General features: G+C 63.1%; 21 protein-coding genes. 6 read left to right on the top strand and 15 right to left on the bottom strand.

What is annotated here, in order from left to right; all coding sequences use genetic code 11:
• Nucleotides 1–109: 109 nt before the first annotated feature.
• The 4 genes from HU719_RS13345 to HU719_RS13330 all read right to left on the bottom strand — a co-directional run bounded on the left by HU719_RS13345 (nt 110) and on the right by HU719_RS13330 (nt 4249).
• On the bottom strand, nt 110–1015 hold the full coding sequence (locus HU719_RS13345) for an SdiA-regulated domain-containing protein (RefSeq protein WP_186537446.1): 906 nt from the start codon (nt 1013–1015) through the stop codon (nt 110–112).
• Nucleotides 1016–1105: 90 nt separating this feature from the next.
• On the bottom strand, nt 1106–2011 hold the full coding sequence (locus tag HU719_RS13340; protein ID WP_186537447.1) for an SdiA-regulated domain-containing protein: 906 nt from the start codon (nt 2009–2011) through the stop codon (nt 1106–1108).
• Between the two features lie 150 nt (nt 2012–2161).
• Nucleotides 2162–2827 (bottom strand): fumarylacetoacetate hydrolase family protein, encoded by a 666-nt coding sequence (locus HU719_RS13335; protein ID WP_186537448.1) that lies wholly within the window; start codon nt 2825–2827, stop codon nt 2162–2164.
• A gap of 24 nt (nt 2828–2851) precedes the next feature.
• Entirely contained in the window at nt 2852–4249 is a 1398-nt protein-coding gene (locus HU719_RS13330) for a D-2-hydroxyglutarate dehydrogenase (protein ID WP_186523473.1), read from the bottom strand.
• A gap of 169 nt (nt 4250–4418) precedes the next feature.
• Between HU719_RS13330 and serA the strand changes: the two genes are divergently transcribed.
• Nucleotides 4419–5648, top strand: a complete 1230-nt coding sequence (gene serA / locus HU719_RS13325; protein WP_186523474.1) for a phosphoglycerate dehydrogenase — start codon at nt 4419–4421, stop codon at nt 5646–5648.
• 63 nt (nt 5649–5711) lie between these two features.
• On the opposite strand, the gene HU719_RS13320 is transcribed toward serA, so the two are convergent.
• On the bottom strand, nt 5712–6188 hold the full coding sequence (locus HU719_RS13320) for a DUF4399 domain-containing protein (protein WP_186523476.1): 477 nt from the start codon (nt 6186–6188) through the stop codon (nt 5712–5714).
• Nucleotides 6189–6416: 228 nt separating this feature from the next.
• Here HU719_RS13320 and HU719_RS13315 point away from each other — a divergent pair, with 228 nt between their 5' ends.
• Nucleotides 6417–6899, top strand: coding sequence for a transporter substrate-binding domain-containing protein (locus HU719_RS13315; protein ID WP_186523478.1), 483 nt, complete (start codon nt 6417–6419; stop codon nt 6897–6899).
• A gap of 337 nt (nt 6900–7236) precedes the next feature.
• Here HU719_RS13315 and HU719_RS13310 read toward each other — a convergent pair whose 3' ends face one another.
• The gene (locus tag HU719_RS13310) at nt 7237–7734 is read right to left on the bottom strand and encodes a 2-thiouracil desulfurase family protein (RefSeq protein WP_186537435.1); all 498 of its coding nucleotides are present in this window, start codon (nt 7732–7734) and stop codon (nt 7237–7239) included.
• Complete coding sequence (locus tag HU719_RS13305; protein ID WP_186537434.1) at nt 7721–8344, bottom strand: 2OG-Fe(II) oxygenase; 624 nt, start codon at nt 8342–8344, stop codon at nt 7721–7723. The genes HU719_RS13310 and HU719_RS13305 overlap by 14 nt, the downstream gene beginning before the upstream one ends.
• Before the next feature lie 121 nt (nt 8345–8465).
• Between HU719_RS13305 and HU719_RS13300 the strand changes: the two genes are divergently transcribed.
• Nucleotides 8466–9218 carry a DUF2059 domain-containing protein gene (locus HU719_RS13300; RefSeq protein WP_186537433.1) on the top strand — a complete coding sequence of 251 codons (753 nt, stop codon included), beginning with the start codon at nt 8466–8468 and terminating at the stop codon, nt 9216–9218.
• Here HU719_RS13300 and bipL read toward each other — a convergent pair whose 3' ends face one another.
• Nucleotides 9219–10145: a phospholipase BipL gene (gene bipL / locus HU719_RS13295; RefSeq protein ID WP_186537432.1), complete on the bottom strand. Its 927-nt coding sequence runs from the start codon at nt 10143–10145 to the stop codon at nt 9219–9221.
• Nucleotides 10146–10239: 94 nt separating this feature from the next.
• Here bipL and HU719_RS13290 point away from each other — a divergent pair, with 94 nt between their 5' ends.
• Entirely contained in the window at nt 10240–10803 is a 564-nt protein-coding gene (locus tag HU719_RS13290; RefSeq protein WP_186537431.1) for a DUF6436 domain-containing protein, read from the top strand.
• Between the two features lie 19 nt (nt 10804–10822).
• On the opposite strand, the gene HU719_RS13285 is transcribed toward HU719_RS13290, so the two are convergent.
• Nucleotides 10823–11374: a sugar O-acetyltransferase gene (locus tag HU719_RS13285; protein ID WP_186537430.1), complete on the bottom strand. Its 552-nt coding sequence runs from the start codon at nt 11372–11374 to the stop codon at nt 10823–10825.
• 88 nt (nt 11375–11462) lie between these two features.
• Here HU719_RS13285 and HU719_RS13280 point away from each other — a divergent pair, with 88 nt between their 5' ends.
• Together HU719_RS13280 and HU719_RS13275 are read left to right on the top strand one after the other, a co-directional pair.
• On the top strand, nt 11463–13829 hold the full coding sequence (locus HU719_RS13280) for a penicillin acylase family protein (RefSeq protein WP_186537429.1): 2367 nt from the start codon (nt 11463–11465) through the stop codon (nt 13827–13829).
• Between the two features lie 25 nt (nt 13830–13854).
• Complete coding sequence (locus HU719_RS13275) at nt 13855–14673, top strand: alpha/beta fold hydrolase (RefSeq protein WP_186537428.1); 819 nt, start codon at nt 13855–13857, stop codon at nt 14671–14673.
• A gap of 222 nt (nt 14674–14895) precedes the next feature.
• Here HU719_RS13275 and HU719_RS13270 read toward each other — a convergent pair whose 3' ends face one another.
• From HU719_RS13270 to HU719_RS13245, 6 genes are all read right to left on the bottom strand, one after another.
• Entirely contained in the window at nt 14896–15768 is an 873-nt protein-coding gene (locus HU719_RS13270; RefSeq protein ID WP_186522533.1) for a transporter substrate-binding domain-containing protein, read from the bottom strand.
• The gene (locus HU719_RS13265) at nt 15765–16538 is read right to left on the bottom strand and encodes an amino acid ABC transporter ATP-binding protein (protein WP_186537255.1); all 774 of its coding nucleotides are present in this window, start codon (nt 16536–16538) and stop codon (nt 15765–15767) included. Before HU719_RS13265 ends, HU719_RS13270 begins: the two co-directional genes overlap by 4 nt.
• Entirely contained in the window at nt 16535–17194 is a 660-nt protein-coding gene (locus HU719_RS13260; protein WP_186522535.1) for an amino acid ABC transporter permease, read from the bottom strand. Before HU719_RS13260 ends, HU719_RS13265 begins: the two co-directional genes overlap by 4 nt.
• Complete coding sequence (locus HU719_RS13255) at nt 17175–17840, bottom strand: amino acid ABC transporter permease (RefSeq protein WP_186522536.1); 666 nt, start codon at nt 17838–17840, stop codon at nt 17175–17177. The genes HU719_RS13260 and HU719_RS13255 overlap by 20 nt, the downstream gene beginning before the upstream one ends.
• Nucleotides 17841–18376: 536 nt before the next feature.
• A complete protein-coding gene (locus HU719_RS13250) occupies nt 18377–18964 on the bottom strand; it encodes a mechanosensitive ion channel family protein (RefSeq protein WP_186522537.1) in 588 nt (195 codons plus the stop codon).
• Entirely contained in the window at nt 18964–20874 is a 1911-nt protein-coding gene (locus tag HU719_RS13245; RefSeq protein WP_186522538.1) for an ATP-binding cassette domain-containing protein, read from the bottom strand. The genes HU719_RS13250 and HU719_RS13245 overlap by 1 nt, the downstream gene beginning before the upstream one ends.
• Nucleotides 20875–20920 lie beyond the last annotated feature (46 nt).

The raw sequence follows: 20920 nt of genomic DNA, 5'->3' as shown, positions 1-20920 counted from the left end.
CCACAGGATTGGGTCCAACCAGCAATGTTGCGGTTGAGCACGGCCCCTGTGGGAGCTGGCGCCAGCCTGCGATGAGGCCGGTGCAGGCGAGCCGGTTCACCCAGCCCAATCAATTAGCTGGCTGCTTGAACACATAAAACAGGTTCGGCTCGCTGACCAGGTACAGCGTCCCGGCCTCGTCCATCGCCAGCCCTTCAGCCTGCGGCACGGTCTTTTTCAAGCCCTGGAACCCCTTGCGCAACGACAAGGTGCTCAGTGGCCTGCCATCGACATCCAGCTCTATCACCAGCCGCGATTCATCCGACAGCGCCAGCAGGTGCCCGCTGCGCTCGTCGTATTGCAGGCTCGACAGGTCCCTGACGAACATCCGCGCATCACGCTTGCGGTCCTGCTCTACACGCACGGCATAAGGCTGCTCGGGGTCGGCATGGGGGAAGCCATGCACCTCATAGATCAGCATGGGGTCGCGCTCCTTGGCCACGAACAGGCGTTTGCCCACCGAGTCATAGGCCAGCCCTTCAAAGCCCTTGTTGCCGTTCAAGCCGATCCCCAGGGTGAGCTGCTCGGCATCGCCCGCATCCAGGAACAGCGTGCTGTCATCCAAACGCACGCGAATCAGCCGATGCTGGCGTTCATCGGTGATCACGTAACTGTTCGGGCCTACGTATTCCACCGCCTCCGGGTCGCCGAAACCGGTCAGCGGCACCCGGCGCAGAATGCGCCCGTCGAGCGAAAGCTCGATCAGCTCAGGGTTCGAGTTGGTCACGGTAAACAAGGTTTTGCGGTCGGGGTCGTAGGTCAGCGCCGACACATCGTCGTTCAGGCCTTCGATGGGCTGCGCTTCAAGCGCCACCTCATAACGTTCAAGGCCAATGCCTTGCTCGGCCGGCTGCCACCAGGCCTTGAGATTGAACCAGCCGCGCTCGAAGAGGCGGAATTCATGGGCAGCAACGCCAGCTAAAGCCAGCGCGACAAGCAGGACAGAGGCGGTGATCAGGCGGTAGCTTCGGCGCATCAGGGCAGGCTCGACAGAGTGAGTGCAGATCAAACCATTCAGAACTGAAGCAAACCTTAAAGTCAGAGCGGGAAACAACTGGCAGAGTTGTCAGTTTTTTCTGAAGCGATAGAAGAGGTTGGGCTCGCTGACGATGTACACCACGCCTTGATCGTCCATCGTCACGCCCTCGGCACGCGGAATGGTGTGCTTCAGGCCATTGAAGCCCCCCAGCAACGTCATGAAGCTGACCTGAGCGCCCTTGTCGTCGAGTTCGAGCAGCATGTTCGATTCGGCCGACAACGCCAGCAGGTGGCCGGTGCGCGGGTCGACAGCCAAGGCGGACAAGTTGCGCAGATCGAGCCCATCGCTAGGCAACGGGCTGCGGCCCTCTTTGCTCAAGGCATACAGGGTGGGCGGGCGCTCAGCGCCGATCAGCAGGCGCTGACGCATGGCGTCCCAGGCGATGCCCTCGAAGCCCTTGTTGTCCTCCGGGGACTCCCCCAGGTCAACGCCTTGATAGTCGCCGCGCTCCAGCGCCGCGGTGTTCGCGTCGACCGTGACCTTCACCAGATCCCGTTGGCGCTCATCGACGATACCGATGCGGCCGTCCTCCAACACCACCACCCCTTCAGGGTTGGCCCAGCCATTGAGGGCGATCTTGCGCAGTACGTTGCCGTCCAGGTCGAGCTCGGCCAGGAACGGGTGCTTGCCCATGACGGCGAACAAGGTGCGGGTATGCGGGTTGAACGCCAGGTCCGAGGCTTCGTCGCGCTCCATGCCCGGCAGCGGCTTGGCGTCGATATCGGCAATGTACGCCGGCAGCCAGATGCTTTGCTCGCGCTCGCTGGTGGACTCGAAGCGTTCTTTGATCCACAGCAAGCCGCGGTCATCCCAGTGCATGGCCACCGCAACGCCATAACCGATCACGGCAAGCACGCCGAGCCATAGCGGCCAACGCAGCAACATTCGACGCCGTGGCGTTGGGGGTAAGGGTGAAGCGGAGGGGGTGACCATTATTGGGGGTCCTGTAGGCTTGCCGTAATGTCTTCCTAACGCCGGCGAACGGGCTCAAAATGGCGCATTATCCGTAACGTTTGTGAAAAAAACGGCAAAACCTGCCAGGGGATGAAACGGCGACGGCCTGAAACCCTCGCCGCTTCAGGGTCAGAGCACCCGGCTCTCGAAGCGGCAGACACCGGGCAGCTCCAGCACCAGCTCGTCACCGACATTGAACGGGCCAACGCCCGCAGGGGTGCCGGTCAGGATCACGTCGCCAGCCTGCAGCGAGAAGCACGCAGCCATGTGCTTGATCATAGGCACGATGGGGTTGAGCATCATCGCGCTGTTGCCGTCCTGGCGCACTTCACCGTTGATGGTCAGGCGTACCGGGATATCAGTCACGTCAGCGAAGGTGGATGCAGCAACGAAAGGCGGCAGCACGCAGGCGCCGTCAAAGCTCTTGCACAACTCCCACGGCAAGCCCTGCTCTTTGAGCTTGCTCTGCAGGTCGCGCAGGGTCAGGTCCAGTGCCGGCGCATAACCGGAAATGGCGTCGAGCACCTCTTCATCGGTTGGCTTGGTCGACAGCGACTTGCCTAGCAACACGGCAATTTCGGCTTCGTAGTGCACCGAGCCACGTTCGGTCGGGATCTTGAAGCCACCCTCAAGCGGCACCACGCAACTGCCCGGCTTGATGAACAGCAGCGGCTCGCTGGGGATCGGGTTGTCCAGTTCCTTGGCATGCTCGGCGTAGTTGCGCCCGATGCATACCACCTTGCCCAACGGGAAGTGGATGTGGGTGCCGTCTACGTACTTGTGCTGGTAACTCATGGCCGACTCCTGTGAATACTGCTTTTATTCAAGAGCAAAGATCTTACCCGGATTCATGATGCCGTCAGGGTCGAATACGGCCTTGATTGCCTTCATGCAGGCGATTTCTTCGGGCGAACGGCTATAACCCAGGTAATCGCGCTTGGTCATGCCCACGCCGTGCTCGGCAGAAATCGAGCCGTTATAACGCTCGACGATCTCGAACACCCACTTGTTGACCTTGGCGCAGGAGGCAAAGAACGCGTCCTTGCTCATGCTGTCGGGCTTGAGAATGTTCAGGTGCAGGTTGCCGTCGCCAATATGGCCGTACCAGACCACTTCGTAATCCGGGTAGTGTTCGCTGACGATGGCGTCGATATCGCGCAAGAAATCGGGCACTTTCGACACTGTGACCGAAATGTCGTTTTTATACGGTGTCCAGTGCGAGATGGTTTCCGACAGGTACTCGCGCAGTTTCCACAGGTTTTTCAGCTGGGTCTCGCTCTGGCTCATCACCCCATCGAGCACCCAGCCTTGCTCCACACAATGCTCGAAGGTCGCCAGCGCCTCGTTGGCCACCTCTTCGGTGCTGGCCTCGAATTCCAGCAGGGCATAGAACGGGCAGGCGGTCTCGAACGGGGCAGGCACGTCGCCGCGCGCGAGGATCTTGGCCAGCCCTTTGTCAGAAAAAAACTCGAAGGCTGTCAGGTCAAGCTTGCCCTGGAAGGCATGCAGCACCGGCATGATCGCGTCGAAGTCCGGCGTGCCCAACACCATGGCGGTCAGGTTGCGCGGGGCACGATCCAGGCGCATGGTCGCTTCGACCACAAAGCCCAAGGTGCCCTCGGCGCCTATAAAGAGCTGGCGCAGGTCATAGCCGGTGGCATTCTTGATCAGGTCTTTGTTCAGTTCGAGCAACTCGCCCTTGCCGGTGACCACTTTCAGCCCGGCGACCCAGTTGCGGGTCATGCCGTAGCGGATCACTTTGATACCGCCGGCGTTGGTGCCGATGTTGCCGCCCACCTGGCTGGAGCCGCTGGAGGCGAAATCCACAGGGTAATAAAGGCCCTGTTCCTCGGCAAATTGCTGCAATTGCCGGGTGATGACGCCAGGCTGGCACACCACGGTGCGGTCGAATTCGTTGAACCCAAGAATCTGGTTCATGTAGTCGAAGGCCACCACCACTTCGCCATTGGCCGCCACGGCAGCCCCGGAAAGCCCGGTGCGCCCGCCGGAGGGCACCAGCGCAACCTGGTTGCGGCGCGCCCATTTGACGATGGCCTGCACCTGCTCGGCGGTCTTGGGAAACACGATGGCGGTGGGCGCAGGCGGGTAATGCTTGGTCCAATCCTTGCCGTAGGCCTCCAGCGAAGCCGGGTCGGTCAGCACCTTGCCCGGGTCGACAAGGGTCATCAGTTCATCAATTACCGCAGGGTGGGTCATCGCGGGAACTCTCGACTTATTCATAGTCACCCTGAGCACTCTTCACCTGTCGGTTTGAGCTCAGATTGTGTCGCGTATGCTAGCATAGCCGTCCCGCTGGTCGTGCTAAGGCCGATGCCGCGCCGCTTCACCCCCTCGCCATTTTTCTCCGGGATACAGGTTTAAGCAGATGAGCAAGACTTCTCTCGACAAGAGCAAGATCAGGTTCCTTCTTCTCGAAGGCGTCCACCAGAATGCCGTGGACACCCTCAAGGCTGCCGGCTACACCAACATCGAGTACCTCACAGGCTCGCTGCCCGATGCCGAACTGAAGGAAAAGATCGCCGATGCCCACTTCATCGGCATCCGCTCACGCACCCAACTGACCGAAGCGGTCTTTGATTGTGCGAAGAAACTGGTAGCGGTCGGCTGCTTCTGCATCGGTACCAACCAGGTCGACCTGGCCGCCGCCCGCGAGCGCGGCATTGCGGTGTTCAACGCACCGTACTCCAACACCCGTTCGGTTGCCGAGCTGGTGCTGGCCGAAGCCATCCTGCTGCTGCGCGGCATCCCCGAGAAAAACGCTTCCTGCCACCGTGGCGGCTGGATCAAGAGCGCGGCCAACTCGTTCGAGATCCGTGGCAAGAAACTGGGCATCGTCGGCTACGGCTCCATCGGCACCCAGCTGTCGGTACTGGCTGAAAGCGTCGGCATGCAGGTCTACTTCTACGACCCGCTGACCAAGCTGCCACTGGGCAACGCCACCCAGGTTGCCAGCCTGAACGAACTGCTGGGCCTGGCCGACATCGTGTCGCTGCACGTGCCTGAGCTGCCATCCACCCAGTGGATGATCGGCGAGAAAGAAATCCGTGCGATGAAAAAGGGCTCGATCCTGATCAACGCCGCACGCGGCACTGTAGTCGAGCTGGACCACCTGGCCGCTGCGATCAAGGACAAGCACCTGATCGGCGCCGCCATCGACGTGTTCCCGGTCGAGCCGCGCTCCAACGATGAAGAGTTCGAAAGCCCGCTGCGCGGCCTGGACAACGTGATCCTGACCCCGCACATCGGTGGTTCCACCGCCGAGGCGCAGGCCAACATCGGCCTGGAAGTGGCCGAGAAGCTGGTCAAGTACAGCGACAACGGTACTTCGGTGTCGTCGGTCAACTTCCCTGAAGTGGCGCTGCCGGCGCACCCAGGCAAGCACCGCCTGCTGCACATCCACGAAAACATCCCGGGCGTGCTCAGCGAGATCAACAAGGTCTTCGCCGAGAACGGTATCAACATTTCTGGTCAGTTCCTGCAGACCGACGAGAAAGTTGGCTACGTAGTGATCGACGTAGACGCCGAGTATTCCGACCTGGCGCAAGAGAAGCTGCAACACGTCAAAGGCACCATCCGCTCGCGCGTATTGTTCTGACGCTGATTGCCGCATCGCGAAGGGAGGCCCTGGTGGCCTCCCTTTTTTGTGCCCGCCTGGCGGTTATTTCACGTTTACGGTGATTTTTTGCGATTCCACAGCCGGCTTGAACGGCACATGGTAGGCATCGCCCAGCACCAGTTGCAGGGTGTGTTTGCCTGGGGTCAGTGTGATGGTGGTTTCGGTCTGCGCCTTGCCGAAGTGCAGCACCTGCGGGCCGGCGGGCAGGGCCACGCCGCTCTCAGGCATCAGGCTGGTAGGCAGCGGCGTATCGCTCAGCGGCGCCTTGTCGACATCGACCAGCAGGTGGTGATGGCCGCTGTGCGCGGTCTGATCGCCGGCAGGCTTGAGCGCGATGCCCTCGATACCGAATTTGACGGTGAAGGTCTTGTCGACGGTGGCGCCGTCGGCGGGGGAAACGATGAACACCTTGGCGTCCTTCGGTGGCTGCTGGCTCTTCAAGGCGTCGTTGGCGCAGGCCAGCACCGATGCCCCCATCAACAGACTGGCGACGGCAGCACGCGAAAATAGGCTTTTCATTCACTTCTCCTGTGATTCACTTCAATAGACCGCTATGACTTAAACGAGCGTAGCGGCAATTCACCATAGTCCAGTCACAGGGCGAGAGGTTCAAAAGCCTGTTTAGAAAAATTTCTGCCGCAGTCAAACATCGGCGCGATGACGGGGTCATAGGCTGCGTTCGACCGGGGCGGGGGAAACAAGCCGCGGCGAATGAAATTTATCTGCCGAAGAAGAAAAGGGGCACTCATGCGTTTGACCATTGGCGTACTGCTGGCTGCGCTATTCAGCCCGCTGGCCCAGGCCGACCTGATCGACGAAATCAACGATCGCGGAGAACTGCGGATTGCCGTACAGGGCGATGCCGCGCCTTATGCCTTCAAGGAAGAAGACCACCTCACCGGGTTCGACATTGAACTGGGGCAAGAACTGGCCAAAGAGCTGAACCTGCGCGCCGAGTTTATCGAAGCGACCGGCGACGAGGTGCTGCCCGGCGTCAGTGAGGGCAAGTTCGATATCACCGTGAACAAGGCCGACAGCAAGCTGGCCGACAACCTCGATGCCAGCCAGTCATTCAGCGACGAGAAGCTGGTCATACCGTTCCAGAAGGACAACCCGGCGTTCGAGAGTGCGCTGAACAACGCGCTGCAGCGGATCAAGGATGATGGGCGCCTGGGGGCGCTGCAAGACAAGTGGTTCAAAGGCGCCAGCCAGACTGCGGCGGGGCAGTAACAGCGCGGCGCAGCCATCGCAGGCTAGCGCCAGCTCCCACAGGGACCGCGCTAGGCAGCGATATTCAGGCCTGGCTCAGACTCCTGTGGGAGATTCTATGGTTTCGGGCAAGCCTGTTCCCGCCAGATATATCTCCTTGTGGCGAGCGGGCTTGCCCCGCGTTGGGCTGCGCAGCAGCCCCTTGGGTTTTCAGGGCTGCTGCGCAGCCCAACGCGGGACAAGCCCGCTCGCCACAACTGTCTATCATTTCTCATAGGATTGGGTCCAACCAGCAATATTGCGGTTGAGCACGGCCTGCATGGGAGCTGGCGACAGCCTGCGATGAAGCCAGCGCCAATCAGCCGCCGAGCAACGCTCGCTGCGCCTGGTCCAGCTCCAGCTCGCTGAACACCTGTACGCCTTCGCGGCGCAGCAGCGCGGTGGTCACGCCCTCGCCGGCCACCTTCACCCCTGTAAAACTGCCGTCATAGGTCAGCCGGTTGCCACACGAAGGGCTGCCCGACTTGAGCACCGCCACCCGAATGCCATGGCGACGCACCAGCGCTACAGCCAATTGCGCCCCGGCCAGAAACGCCGCGCTGACATCCTCACCCACCACGGTGATCACCTGCGCCTGGCCGTCCAGCACCTGGCCGCCCTGCCCACCTGGGATCTCAGCCGCCGGGCGCGGGGTCGGCAGCCCTCCGGCGACCTCCGGGCACAACGCCACCACCCGCCCCTCGGCCTGCCAGGCCTGCAACATGCCAGGATGGCCACTCGCCCGCCCGTCATAGCGCACCGGCTGCCCTAGCAGGCAGGCGCTGACCAGGACCTTGGGCAACTCAGAACGGGTCATTGCCACGGCGCCGGAACCAGCCCGTCAGTGACAAGCGCTCGCGGCCAGCGGGCAAGACTTCGTGGGGCACGTCGCCCGACAGAAACACCACCAGGGTGCCCGCCAACGGCTCGACATCACGCTGCACATCGCCTTCGAGGAACATGCGCAACTGCCCGCCATCAGTGGGCTGCCAGCTTTCGTTGAGGTACAGCACCGCCGACACCGTGCGCCGGTCGTCATCGCGAAAACGGTCCAGGTGGCGACGGTAGAAGGCGCCCGGCGGATACAGCGCAAAATGGCATTCGAAATCTTCAAGCCCGAGGAACAAGCCCTGGTTGATGGCCTGGCGCAGGCTGTCCATGGCATGCAGGTAGCGGTCGCAGGGTTCGGATTCGCCGGGGTCGATCCACTGGATCTGATCGCCGCGAATGGCCTCGCGCACTTCCTGCTCGGCGCCGCGCCCCACCCCGGCCGGGTTCAGCGCGCCCTGGGCATGGCGCTGCCGACACTCGTGTGCCAGCTCGCGCGACAGCGCGTCGGGTATAAACAAGGTTTGCTGCGACCAGCCACGGGTGGCCAGGTCATCGACGATGGTCGACAGCATCGGGTGTTCGAGAGGTAAGTGCATTGCGCATCATAGCCATTCGGCAGGTACTCGCACAGCGCCACTTGGTCAGGAAGCGGCGCGGGTATCTCGACAAAGCCCCGCTGTGCCAAGGACAATGGTGCCCTGCCGACAGGAGTCCTGAATGCGCCGTCTGTTTTCCCTGCTGCTGCTGATGATCTGCACCATGCCTGTCTGGGCAGACAGCCTTGATCAGCTGTACAAAGTCGCCGGTTGGCCCGACCAGCGCGCCCATTTCACCGATGCCGTGAGCGCCGCCCAACAGCGCTACCGCAACAGCCTGCCGCCTGCGGTTTACCAGGCACTGGTCAATAACAGCAACCAGCGCTTCAAGCCCCAGGCCATGGACGCGCGCGCCCTGGCCCAGTTGCGCAGCAACCTGGCCAACCCGGCGCCGGCGCTGGCGTTCTTCCAGTCGCCACTGGGGCGCAAGGTGGTGGCCGCTGAGCTGCTGGCCACGCGCAAGGACCAACTGGCCAAGAACGCCAAGGGCCTGCCGAAGATGCAGGCCAGCGACGACCGCCTGCTGATCATCGGCCACCTGGCCCAGGCCTTGCCCGCGCGCGAAGCCGGGGCCGAGGTCAGCCTTGCCATTGCCGGGGTGGCCGCCGATAGCCTGAGCTCGATGATCCCCGGCCTGTTCGGTGGCGGGCAGGCCCAAGGCATGCTCGACGGCCAGCGCCAGCGCCTGATGAACCAAGTCGGCGAAGACCTCAACAACACCCTGCTTTACGTGTACCGCGGCCTGTCGGACGCAGAGCTTGAGCAATTCTCGACCTTCGCCGAATCACCTGAAGGCCAGGCCTATTACAAAGCCGCCGTGGCCGCTGTGCGCGCAGCCCTGGCGGTTGGCCAGCAAGCCTCGGACCTCAAGTGATCAGCCCAGCCGCTGGCCGATGAACTCGAAATAGCGCTGGCGGATGTTCGGCAACTCGTTGGCCAGGTGGTGACGGGCGTCGGCCATCAGCAGAATCTGCGGTGCCTCGAACTTGGCCTTGAGCACCTTGAGGTTGTACGGCCAGTCGACCGTCCCATCTGCCTCCCCCTGCACGATCAACAGCGGCCGCGTACTGCGCGGCGCCGTCTCGATACGCCGCACCCATTTCAGCAAGGCCCCTACCCAGGCAGTGGGCAGGCGCCGGGGTTGCAGGGGGTCGGCCTGCAGAAACGGCATGAACGCAGGGTCATTGGTGTTTTCGCTGAAGCGCCGCTCGATGCCATCGACAAAGTGGCGCAACACGCAGTAGCTGAGTTTCGACCAATGCCAGGCGCGCGGGCGCACCAGCGGCGCCAGCAGAATCACCTGGCCGTCTGCCGGGCTTTGTTCGGCACAGTGCAGCAGGTGGTCGACCACGATGGCAGCCCCGGTGCTTTGCCCGCACAGGTGCCACGGGCGCGGCAGATCAAGCTGGCGCGCCTGCGCGAACAGCGCCTCCAGCACCTGCTGGTACAGGCCGAAGTCGGCAATGCTGGCGCGCTCGCCGCTGGATAGCCCATGCCCCGGCAGGTCGCAGCTGATCACCACGTAATTGCGCGCCAGCGCCCATTCGATCACATGCCGGTACAGGCCCATGTGGTCGTAGTAGCCGTGCAGCAAAAACATCGTCGCCACCGGCTGCGCGGGCATCCACACCTGGCCGACCAGGTCGAAGCCCGCAGCCTTGAAAGCGCCCAGCCAGCTCTGCGCCGGCAGTTCGAGGCCATAGAAACGCTGGTAGTCGCGGCCCTCGGCGGGCAGCGGCTGGCGCTCGGCAAGGCCAGATAGGCTGCTGCGCAGCAGGTCGGGGTGAAACGTGGCAGGCATGGGGACATCCACAATGCAGCGAGTATTGATCTGGGATATTCAGCTCTGCGAGGCATCGTGGCAAGCTTGGCCACCTATTGATCGTGCGCTGCCCATGAAGATCCGCTCCCTCGTCATTACCCTGCTGTGCGCCGCGGCCCTGTGGTGGGCCTACGACAGCTTCCAGGCCCGCTACCTGCGCCCGTTCGACAACCAGGCCACGCTGTTCGATGGCAGCCAACTGCGCCTGCCGGCAGACCTCGCCGGCCCCGGTCCGATCCGCGTGGTGCATTTCTGGGACCCGGCCTGCCCATGCAACGTCGGCAACCAGCAGCACCTGGGCGAACTGGTCGCGCACTTCGCACCGCTGGGGGTGAGTTTCCATGTGCTGCAAAAACCCGGCACCCACGGCCAGTTGCCGGCCAATCTGGGTGCCCTCAAGCCAGTGGATAACCTGCCCGGCAGCGAACAGCTTCCGGCATCACCTGCAGTCGCAATCTGGGACCGCGACGGCAAGCTGGCCTATTTCGGCCCGTACAGCGAAGGGGCCGTGTGCAACTCAGGCAACAGCTTCATCGAGCCGGTGCTCAAGGCACTGATGGAAGGCCGGCCCGTGCTGGCCTCCAATACGTTGGCCGTGGGGTGTTATTGCCCTTGGCAGGCCGGCAGCCAGCAATAACCCGCACCTGCGCACTTGTTCAGCCCTTAACCCGCGCCGGATTGCCGACCACCACCGCGCCAGCCGGGACGTCCCGGGTCACCACGCTGCCGGCACCGACCACGGCGTTGTCGCCGATGGTCACCCCCGGCAGGATGATCGCCCCGCCGCCCAGCCATACATTGTTGCCAATGCTCACCGGTCGCCCGCTTTCCAGGCCCGTGCGCCGCACCTCGGGGTCCAGCGGGTGGTCGGCGGTGTAGATCTGTACCGCAGGCCCGATCTGGCAGTCGGCGCCGATGCGCACCGGCAGCACGTCGAGGATCACGCAGTTGAAGTTGATGAAGGTGTTGGCTCCCACGCTGATGTTGTAGCCGTAGTCGCAGTAGAACGGCGGGCGAATCACCACGCCCTCGCCAACACTGGCAAAGTGCTCGGCCAGCAGGCCATGGCGGGCCTGGCTGAGCAATTCGATGCTGTTGTTGTAGCGGTGCATCCACTGCTTGTTGGTGGCCTGCTCCTTCTGCAGCTGCGGGCAGCTGGCGTGATAGAGCTGGCCGGTCAGCATTTTCTGTTTTTCGCTAAGGGCCATTGAAAGTCCTCCCTGGGGGCTATGCTGAGTGCGCGAATCCGCCGAAGATCGGACCACAATCTTTTACGCGAGTGCACAAGGAGTCTCGATGAAGCGCAGCCTGACCTTGCTGGCGATGGTGATCGCTCTCGCCATCGCCGGCAGCGGTTACTGGTACGTGCAGGGCAAGCAGCCGGTGCGTGAAGGCGAGTTGGCCCTGGCAGGCCTGCAAGGGCCGGTCAGCGTGCGTTACGACGCCCGCGGCGTCCCGCACTTGCAGGCGCAGAACGAAGCCGACCTGTATCGCGCCCTCGGCTACGTGCACGCCCAGGACCGGCTGTTCCAAATGGAGATCATGCGCCGCCTGGCGCGTGGCGAGCTCGCTGAAGTGCTGGGCGCCAAGCTGCTGGCCACCGACACGCTGTTTCGCAACCTGCGTATTCGCGAGCAGGCCGCGCTGATGGTGCAGCGCATCGACCACCAATCTGCACCGTGGCAGGCGCTACAGGCCTACCTCGACGGCGTGAACCAGTGGCAGGCCGGCCACCCCAAGCCCATGGAGTTCGACCTGCTGGGCATCGCCCCGCGCCCCTTCACCGCCGAAGACACCCTGAGCATCGCCGGCTACCTGGCCTACAGCTTTGCGGCGGCGTTTCGCACCGAGCCTGCGCTGACCTACATCCGCGACCAGCTTGGCCCTGAGTACCTGAAAATCTTCGACCTGGGCTGGCACCCTGACGGCGCCCTCGCCGCACCGCTGGCCGCCGCCGACTGGCGCAGCCTGGAGCAACTCGCCCAACTCAGCCACGCGGCCTTGGGCGATGCCGGCATCCCGCAGTTCGAAGGCAGCAACGCCTGGGCCATTGCCGGCAGCCGCACCCGCAGCGGGCGGCCACTGCTGGCCGGCGACCCGCATATCGGCTTTGCCGTACCAGCGGTGTGGTACGAGGCCGAGCTGTCGGCGCCGGGCTTCAGCCTGTATGGTTATTTTCAGGGGCTGAACCCGTTCGCACTGCTGGGCCACAACCGTGAATTCGGCTGGAGCCTGACCATGTTCCAGAACGACGATGTCGACCTGATCGCCGAAAAGACCAACCCCGCCAACGCCGAGCAGGTCATGGTCAACGGCCGCTGGCAGACGCTGGAAAAAACCCAGCAAAGCATTGCCATCAAAGGTGAAGCGCCGGCCACCATCACCCTGCGCCGCTCGCCCCACGGCCCCCTCGTCAACGATGTGCTCGGCAGCAGCGCAGGGGCCACGCCGATTGCCATGTGGTGGGCATTTCTCGAGACCGAAAACCCGATTCTGGAAGGCTTCTACCAGATCAACCGCGCCGACACCCTGGACAAGATGCGCGACGCCGCAATCAAGGTGCAGGCGCCCGGCCTGAACCTGGTGTGGGCAAACGCCAAGGGCGATATCGGCTGGTGGGCGGCAGCGCGCCTGCCCATGCGCCCTGCCGGGGTCAACCCGGCGTTCATTCTGGACGGCAGCAGCCAGCAGGCCGACAAACCCGGTTTCTACCCGTTCAGCACCAACCCGCAACAGGAAAACCCGGCCAGTGGCTACATCGTCTCGGCCAACTATCAGCCCGCGGCGCCTGTACCAGTGCCCGGCTACTACAACCTCGCCGACCGTGGCCGCCAGCTCGACCGCCATCTGGCCCGCCCGGACATCCAGTGGGACACCGCCAGCAGCCAGGCCCTGCAACTGGACACCAGCAACGACTATGGCCCGCGCACCCTGGCGCCGCTGCTGGCCACCTTGCGCAGTATCGCCCAGGGCGATGAGGAAAAAGAGCTGGTCGAGCAGTTGGCCGCCTGGCGCGGCGACTACCCGGTGGACTCGACCAGCGCGACGCTTTTCAACCAGTTCCTTTACGAACTGGCCTTCGCTGCCCTGCACGATGAGCTGGGCGATACCTGGTTCCCGGTGCTGATCAGCACCCGCGCCATCGATGCCGCACTGCCGCGCCTGGCCGCCGACCCGGCGTCACCCTGGTGGAATACCCGCGGCAGCAATGAACATACCGACCGCAGCGCCATCGTGCGCCTGGCTTGGCAGCGCAGCCTCAACCACCTGCGCGATACCTTCGGCCAGGACTGCGCCACCTGGCAATGGGGCAAGGCCCACACCCTCACCCACAGCCATCCGCTGGGGGTGCAAAAGCCGCTGAACTTGCTGTTCAACGTAGGCCCGTTCGCGGCCCCCGGCAGCCACGAGGTGCCGAATAATCTTTCCGCAAAAATCGGCCCGGCGCCCTGGCCGGTTACCTACGGGCCTTCGACCCGCCGCGTGATCGACTTCGCCGACGCCGGCTCCGCCGCCACCATCAACCCCGTAGGGCAGAGCGGCGTGCCGTTCGACAAACACTATGCCGACCAGGCCGAGGATTACATCGAAGGCCGCTACCACAAGGCGCGCATGGGGGTGATTCCGGCGCAAAGTACCTTGCGCCTGGTGCCTGCGCAGTGACCCCTACCCACTTCAGGAACTGACCATGGATAAACACTTCATCGAAATCGACGGCGCGCGCATGAGCTATGTCGACCAAGGCCACGGTTTTCCGCTGCTGCTGGGCCACAGTTACCTGTGGTCGGCGGCCATGTGGCAGCCACAGATCGAGGCACTGTCGCGGCACTTCCGGGTGATCGTGCCGGAGCTGTGGGGCCACGGCAGCTCGGACGCCCCACCAGCGTGCACCACCGACATGAGCGCCCTGGCCCGCCAGCATCTGGCCCTGCTCGATAAGTTGCATATAAAGAAATGCCATCTGGTCGGGCTATCGGTAGGCGGCATGTGGGGCGCGCAGCTCGCTGTCGAGCACCCTGAGCGCGTCGACCGGCTGGTGCTGATGGACACTTATCTGGGCGCAGAGCCTGAAGCCACTCGGCTCAAATACTTCGCCCTGCTGGATGCAGCCAGCGCCGCAGGCACCTTCCCGGAGCCTTTGCTGGACATCATCGTGCCGATTTTCTTCCATGCCGGTGGCCAGACTGTGCCAGAAATCCGCGAGCAGTTCCGTGCCGACCTCAAGGCCAGCAGCGCGCAAACCATTCGCCAGAGCCTCGACCCGCTGGGGCGGGTGATTTTCGGCAGGCCCGACCTGCTGGCGCGCCTGGGCGAATTGCCGGGTGAGCGCAGCATTGTCATCTGCGGCGACCAGGACATTCCCCGGCCGCCAGAAGAGTCCAACCAAATGTCACGCCTGATCGGCTGCCTGGCGGCGCAGATCCCCAACGCCGGGCATATCTCCAGCCTGGAGAACCCGAAGGTGGTGAATGATTTTTTGTTGGCGTGGTTGCCGCGTAATCATTGAACAGTGGCTGCAGCACTGCTCTGTGGCCCAGAGCAGCTTGGTGTGAGAGTCCATGATCTTTACTCGCTTGTGGTGGCCTCATCGGATAGATAGTTGTGGCGAGCGGGCTTGCCCCGCGTTGGGCTGCGCAGCAGCCCTGAAAACAAAGGGCTGCTGCGCAGCCCAACGCGGGGCAAGCCCGCTCGCCACAAGGAGATATGTCTGGCGAAAACAGGGTTCAGCTCAACCCTGCCACTTGCCGCCTTCAACAATCACGCTTTCCGGCTTGGTATCGTCGCTGAGTTCCTTGCGCACGTACTGGTCATACAGCTTGAGCAGGAACTTCTCCTCACCCAGCTTGGCAAGCTCTGCGTTGACCCAGTCGCGCAGCTCGGTGTTGCCCTTCTTCACCGCCGGCGCAATCGGCGCTTCATCGCCCAGCAACTGCGGCAGGACGCGGTAGCCCGGGTTCTGCTTGGCCCAGCTGAACAGGATCAGGTTGTCCTGGGCATAGGCATCGCCACGGCCATTGGCCAGCGCGGCCAGCGACTCGCTGTTCTTCTCGAACTTGAGCAGTTTCCAATCAGGGTGATTCTTGGTCAGCCAGATATCAGCGGTGGTGCCGGTGGTGACGATGATGGTCTTGTCGGCCAGGTCGTCGAGCGTCTTCACCGGGCTGCCATCGGCCACGATAGCCTGCACCGCGACGCGCAGGTTGGGGTTGGTGAAGTCCACCGCTTCCTTGCGTTCCGGGGTGACGGTCATGTTGGCCAGAATCAGGTCGACCTTGTCGCTCTGCAGGAACGGGATACGGCTGGCAGGCTCCACGGCGACGAATTCGACTTTGTTTTCATCGCCCAGCAAGTCCTTGGCCAGGCGCCGCCCGATATCGGTATCGAAGCCCACGTAGCGGCCGCTTTCATCGACAAAACCAAACGGCGGCTTGTCGGTGAATACGCCAACAATCAGCTTGTCGCGAGCCTTGATGGTCTCCAGGTAGCTGGTGGCAGGCGAGGCAGCCGCCGGTTTGGCGGGTTCATCGGACTTGTTGCAGCCGGCCAGCAATGCCAGGCCAAGCAACGGGGCAAGCAGTTTGGTAAACGCGGTGGTGGTCATGACAGTTCCTTGTGCAGTGTCTTGGGCAGGCTTTCAACGAAAGAGAATTTCTCCAGGAACTGCTGCGCGCGTGCGCTTTGCGGCTGGGTGAAGAAACGCTCGGGTGGGTTCTGTTCAAGGATCCTGCCGGCCTCCATGAACACGATGCGGTCGGCCACCGCGCGGGCGAAGGCCATTTCGTGGGTGACGATGAGCAGGGTCATGCCTTCGCGGGCCAGGCCCTGGATCACCTGCAGCACTTCCTTGACCATCTCCGGGTCAAGGGCGGCGGTCACTTCGTCGAACAACATCACCTCGGGGTTCATGCACAGCGATCGCACAATGGCGATGCGCTGTTGCTGGCCACCGGAGAGCTGGCGCGGGAATACATCGCGCTTGTCCAGAAGGCCCACCCGGGCCAGCAACGCCTCGGCCTGGGCCTGGGCTTCGCCGCGCTCGCGCTTTTGCACCTTGAGCGGGCCAAGCAGCAGGTTGTCGAGCACGCTCATATGGCCAAACAGGTGATAGCTCTGGAACACCATGCCCACCCGCTGGCGCACCTGGCGCCAATCGGTGCCCGGCGCCAGCAGCTCCTTGCCGTCCAGGCGCAGGCTGCCGCTGTGGGCCTGTTCCAGGCCGTTCAGGCAGCGCAGCAGCGTGCTTTTGCCACAACCGCTGGGGCCCAGAATGACCACCACCTCGCCGGCTTGCACCTGCAGGTCGATCTGCTCGAGCACCTGTTGCTCGCCGAAAAACTTGTTGAAACCCTGAAACTCGATCAATGCGCTCATGTGTGGGCCCAGCGGCGTTCCAGCACGCGCGAGGCGGCCGAAAGCGGGTAGCAGACAAAAAAGAAGAACAGCAACAAGGCGCCGTAGATCAGCACCGACTCATAGGTACGCTCGATGATCTGCTGGCCGGCCTTGATCACCTCGACCACACCGATCAACACCGCCAGCGAGCTGGTCTTGATGATCCGCGTGTACAGGTTGATGGTCGGCGGGGTCATGCGCTTGAGCGCTTGTGGCAGCAATACGTAGCCATACAGTTGCCAGCCGGACAGGCCGATCGACAGCCCCGCTTCACGCTGGCCACGGGGCAGCGAGCGCAACGCGCCGCGCACCACCTCGCCCACTTCGCTGGCGCCCCACAGGCCCAGCACCAACACCGCGCACCAGAAGCTGGGGATGCTCAGGCCAAAGAAGATCGGCAAGCCGAAGAACACCAGGTACAGCCAGACCAGCACCGGGATCGCCCGGAACAGCTCCAGGTACACCTGCAGCGCGATGTTCACTGGGCGTTTGCCCAGGTTCGCCAGCACGCCGTAGAGCACCCCGCCCACGGTTGCGAAGAAGATGCCGAGTGCAGAAATGGACAGTGTTTGCAGGGCGCCTGCCGCCAGTTGCGGCAGCGACACCTGCAGCAGCTCAAACCCCGTACTGGCCATGTTGCAGCCTCCGTTCCAGGTAGCGCAGCAGCAGCGACAGCGGCAGGAAGATCAGCACGCAAAGCAAAGTCAGCACGGCGAGCATTTCGTAGGTTTTGTAATACAGGGCGATGTAGTTCTTGGTGGTGTAGAGAATCTCGGGCACCGCCACCGCTGACACCACGGTGGTTTCCTTGAGCAGGAAAACAAAGGTCGCGAACAGTGCCGGCAGGCTGAGAATGCTGGCCTGCGGCAGGATCACATGGCGCAGCAACTGGCCTTCGGACAGGCCGATGGAACGCCCGGACTCAAGCTGCGCACGCGGCACCGCCTCGACCCCTGCGCGCAGCACCTCGGTGAGGTAGGCACCGCCCATGAAGGTCATGGTGATGATCGCGGCGCCAAAGCCCGAGATCTTCACGCCGAGGCTGGGCAGTGCGAAATAGACGAAGAACAGCTGGATTAGCAACGGCGTGTTACGCGCCAGCTCCACATAGCCTTTGACCAGGCGCCACAGGTAAGGCGTACGGAACACCAGGATGGCAGCATTGGCCACCGCGACCAGCAACGAGGTAAAAATCGCCAGCAGGCCGACCTGCAAGGTCACGCCCACGGCCTTGAGGAATGCCGGCAATGTGCTAAGCATGAAAGCAGTGTCGAAGCTCATGGAAATTGCCTCGGCACAGGGTCAAAGAGGTACGGCATGGGAAGTGTCCAGGTCGGCACGAGGGTCGCTCGGCGTCGTTTCACGGTAGATGGCAGTGTGCCGGTAAGCACGTTGGATAGACTTTAAAGGTATAAAAATATTTTTATAAATACCTTTATTGCATATCGATATCACCATCGAAACGCTCGGAAATTTCCTTTGTGCGCGTGGGACCTTTCCTAGGAAATGCCTCTCCAAGAAACGCCAGACTTTGACCTGATTAGCCCATCCCCGATAAAACAAGGACGACCTTGATGAATAGCCCCTGCTCGCCGACGTTCAACGAACAACTGCTATGGCTGATGGCATTGCGCCGTGCTTTGGGGAATCAGCAGCCGGCGCGATGAACGCAGGGCCCTTGTAGGAGCGGCCTTGTGTCGCGAATGGGCTGCGTAGCAGCCCCGGCAATACCTGCGTGGAGCACAAATCTTGGGGGCGCTTCGCCCCCCTTTCGCGACACAAGGCCGCTCCTACAGAAAACCGTGATTACCGGGCAATCAGTCCGCTTCCAGCGCCTCTGGCTTGCCGGCAGCGCTTGCCTCGGCCCCGCGCCAGCGCCGAACGGCCTTCTGAAAGAATTGGCTGTTAGGCACCTGCACCAGCGCACCACCCGCTTCGGGGGTTTCCATCAAGGTGGTGTAAAGCAGGTTGATCGCGATCACCCGGCCCTTTACCCCCGGCTTGTCGAGGGTATCGACCAGCTCGACCACATCACCGATGCGAAACGGCCCGACGGTAAAGATCAGCACCGCGCACAGCAGGTTGGAAAGCACGCTCCAGATGGCGAAAAACGCCACTGCCGCCACCGCGACGAAACCCGAAAGCGCCGTCCACAGCACCGTGGCCGAAACCCCGAGGCGCTCCAGCACGAACAACACGGCGCTGCCCATGATCAGCCAGCGCAACGCGCCACGCACCGGCACCAGCAGTTCGTGCGGCAGCGGGTAGCGCTCGCCCAGGCTCTGCAGGGCGCGGCCAACCATGCGCTGCAAGACGAACGCCACAACCATGATCAGCAGAATCTGCAGGCCCAGCCAGAACGTATCCATCCATTGCCCGGGCAGCAGCGAGCGCAGCTCATCCATCAGGACAGCGCCTCGATCTCGGCCTGCATGCTTTCGAGCAACTCCAGGGCTTCCATCCAGGCCTCTTCAAGCTCGCCTTCACGCTGCTTGAGCTGGCTCTGGCGGCCGAGCAGATCGCGCAGCTCGTCTTTGCGCGCAGCCTCGTAGACGCCACTGTCGCCCAAGGCCGCCTCGACCTCGGCCAGGGTCTTGTGCAACTGCCCAAGCTCGGCTTCGAGCTTGTCGGCGGCCTTTTTGTGCGGCGCCAACTGCTGACGCAGGGCGGCGGCGGCCTGGCGCTGGGCCTTTTTATCGGTTTTATCCGGGTTGACCGGGGCGCTGCTAGCAGGCGCCATGCGCTGGCGGTAGTCGATCAGCCAGCGGCTGTAGTCGTCGAGGTCACCCTCGAAGGTATCGACCTTGCCATCGGCGACCAGCAGGAAGTCGTCGGTGGTGCTCTTGAGCAGGTGACGGTCGTGGGAGACTACCACCACGGCACCGGCAAACTCCTGCAACGCCATGGTCAGGGCCAGGCGCATCTCGAGGTCGAGGTGGTTGGTCGGCTCATCGAGCAGCAGCAGGTTGGGCCGTTCCCAGGCGATCAGGGCCAGCGCCAGGCGGGCTTTTTCGCCACCGGAGAAATTCACCACCGGCTCATCGACGCGGTCGCCATGGAAGTCGAAACCCCCGAGGAAGTCGCGCAGGGCCTGCTCGCGCTCGGCCGGGGCGATGCGTTGCAGGTGCAACAGCGGGCTGGCCTTGTCGTCCAGCGAGTCGAGCTGGTGCTGGGCAAAGTAGCCCACTGCCAGGTTCTCGCCGCGCACCAGGCGCCCGCCCAGCGGTTGCAGCTCGCCGGCAAGGTTCTTGATGAGGGTCGATTTACCCGCGCCGTTGGGGCCGAGCAGGCCGATACGCGCGCCCGGGACCAGTTGCAGCTTGACCTTCTCGAGGATGGCCTTGTCGCCATAGCCCAGGCGCGCCTCGGACAGGTCAAGCAGCGGGCTTGAGATTTTTTGCGACTCGCGGAAAACGAAGTCGAACGGCGAATCGACGTGGGCCGCCGACAGTTCTTCCATGCGTTCCAGGGCCTTGATGCGGCTTTGCGCCTGGCGTGCCTTGGTAGCCTGGGCCTTGAACCGGGCGATGTACTTTTCCATGTGCGCGCGCTGCGCCTGCTGCTTCTCGAAGGCCTGCTGCTGTTGCGCCAGGCGCTCGGCGCGGGTGCGCTCGAACGCGCTGTAGCCGCCTTTGTAGAGGTTCAGCTTGCGCTGTTCGACGTGCAGCACATGGTCGACCACGGCATCGAGGAAGTCGCGGTCGTGGGAGATCAGCAGCAACGTGCCCTGGTAGCCCTTGAGCCAGTCTTCGAGCCACAGAATGGCGTCGAGGTCCAAGTGGTTGGTGGGCTCGTCGAGCAGCAGCAGGTCGGACGGGCACATCAGCGCCTGGGCCAGGTTCAGGCGCATGCGCCAGCCACCGGAGAAGTCGCCGACACGCCGGTCCATCTGTTCGTTGCTGAAGCCAAGGCCGGCCAGCAGCTTGCGCGCACGGGCATCGGCGGTGTAGCCGTCGGCGCTGTCCAGCTCGCTGTGCAGACGTGCCAGCGCGGCGCCGTCATGGGCCTGCTCGGCGCCAGCCAGTTCGGCCTGCACCTTGCGCAGGCGCACATCGCCGTCGAGCACATAGTCCACCGCCACGCGGTCGAGGGTGTCGACCTCCTGGCGCATGTGGGCAATGCGCCAGTCGCCGGGCACATGGCAGTCGCCGCCATCGGGCGACAACTCGCCGCGCAGCAAGGCGAACAGGCTGGATTTACCGGCGCCATTGGCGCCGATCAGGCCGGCCTTGTGACCGGTGTGCAGGGTCATCTCGGCGCTGTCTAGCAGGCGCTGTGGACCACGCTGTAAAGTGAGGTTTGATAGTCTGATCATGATGGTCGCGGAGTCTACCAGCTTCCCCGACCACTGGCGCGAGCGA

The sequence above is a fragment of the Pseudomonas farsensis genome, assembly GCF_014268805.2.
Taxonomy (GTDB): domain Bacteria; phylum Pseudomonadota; class Gammaproteobacteria; order Pseudomonadales; family Pseudomonadaceae; genus Aquipseudomonas; species Aquipseudomonas farsensis.
This window is presented reverse-complemented; position numbering and strand designations above follow the sequence as displayed.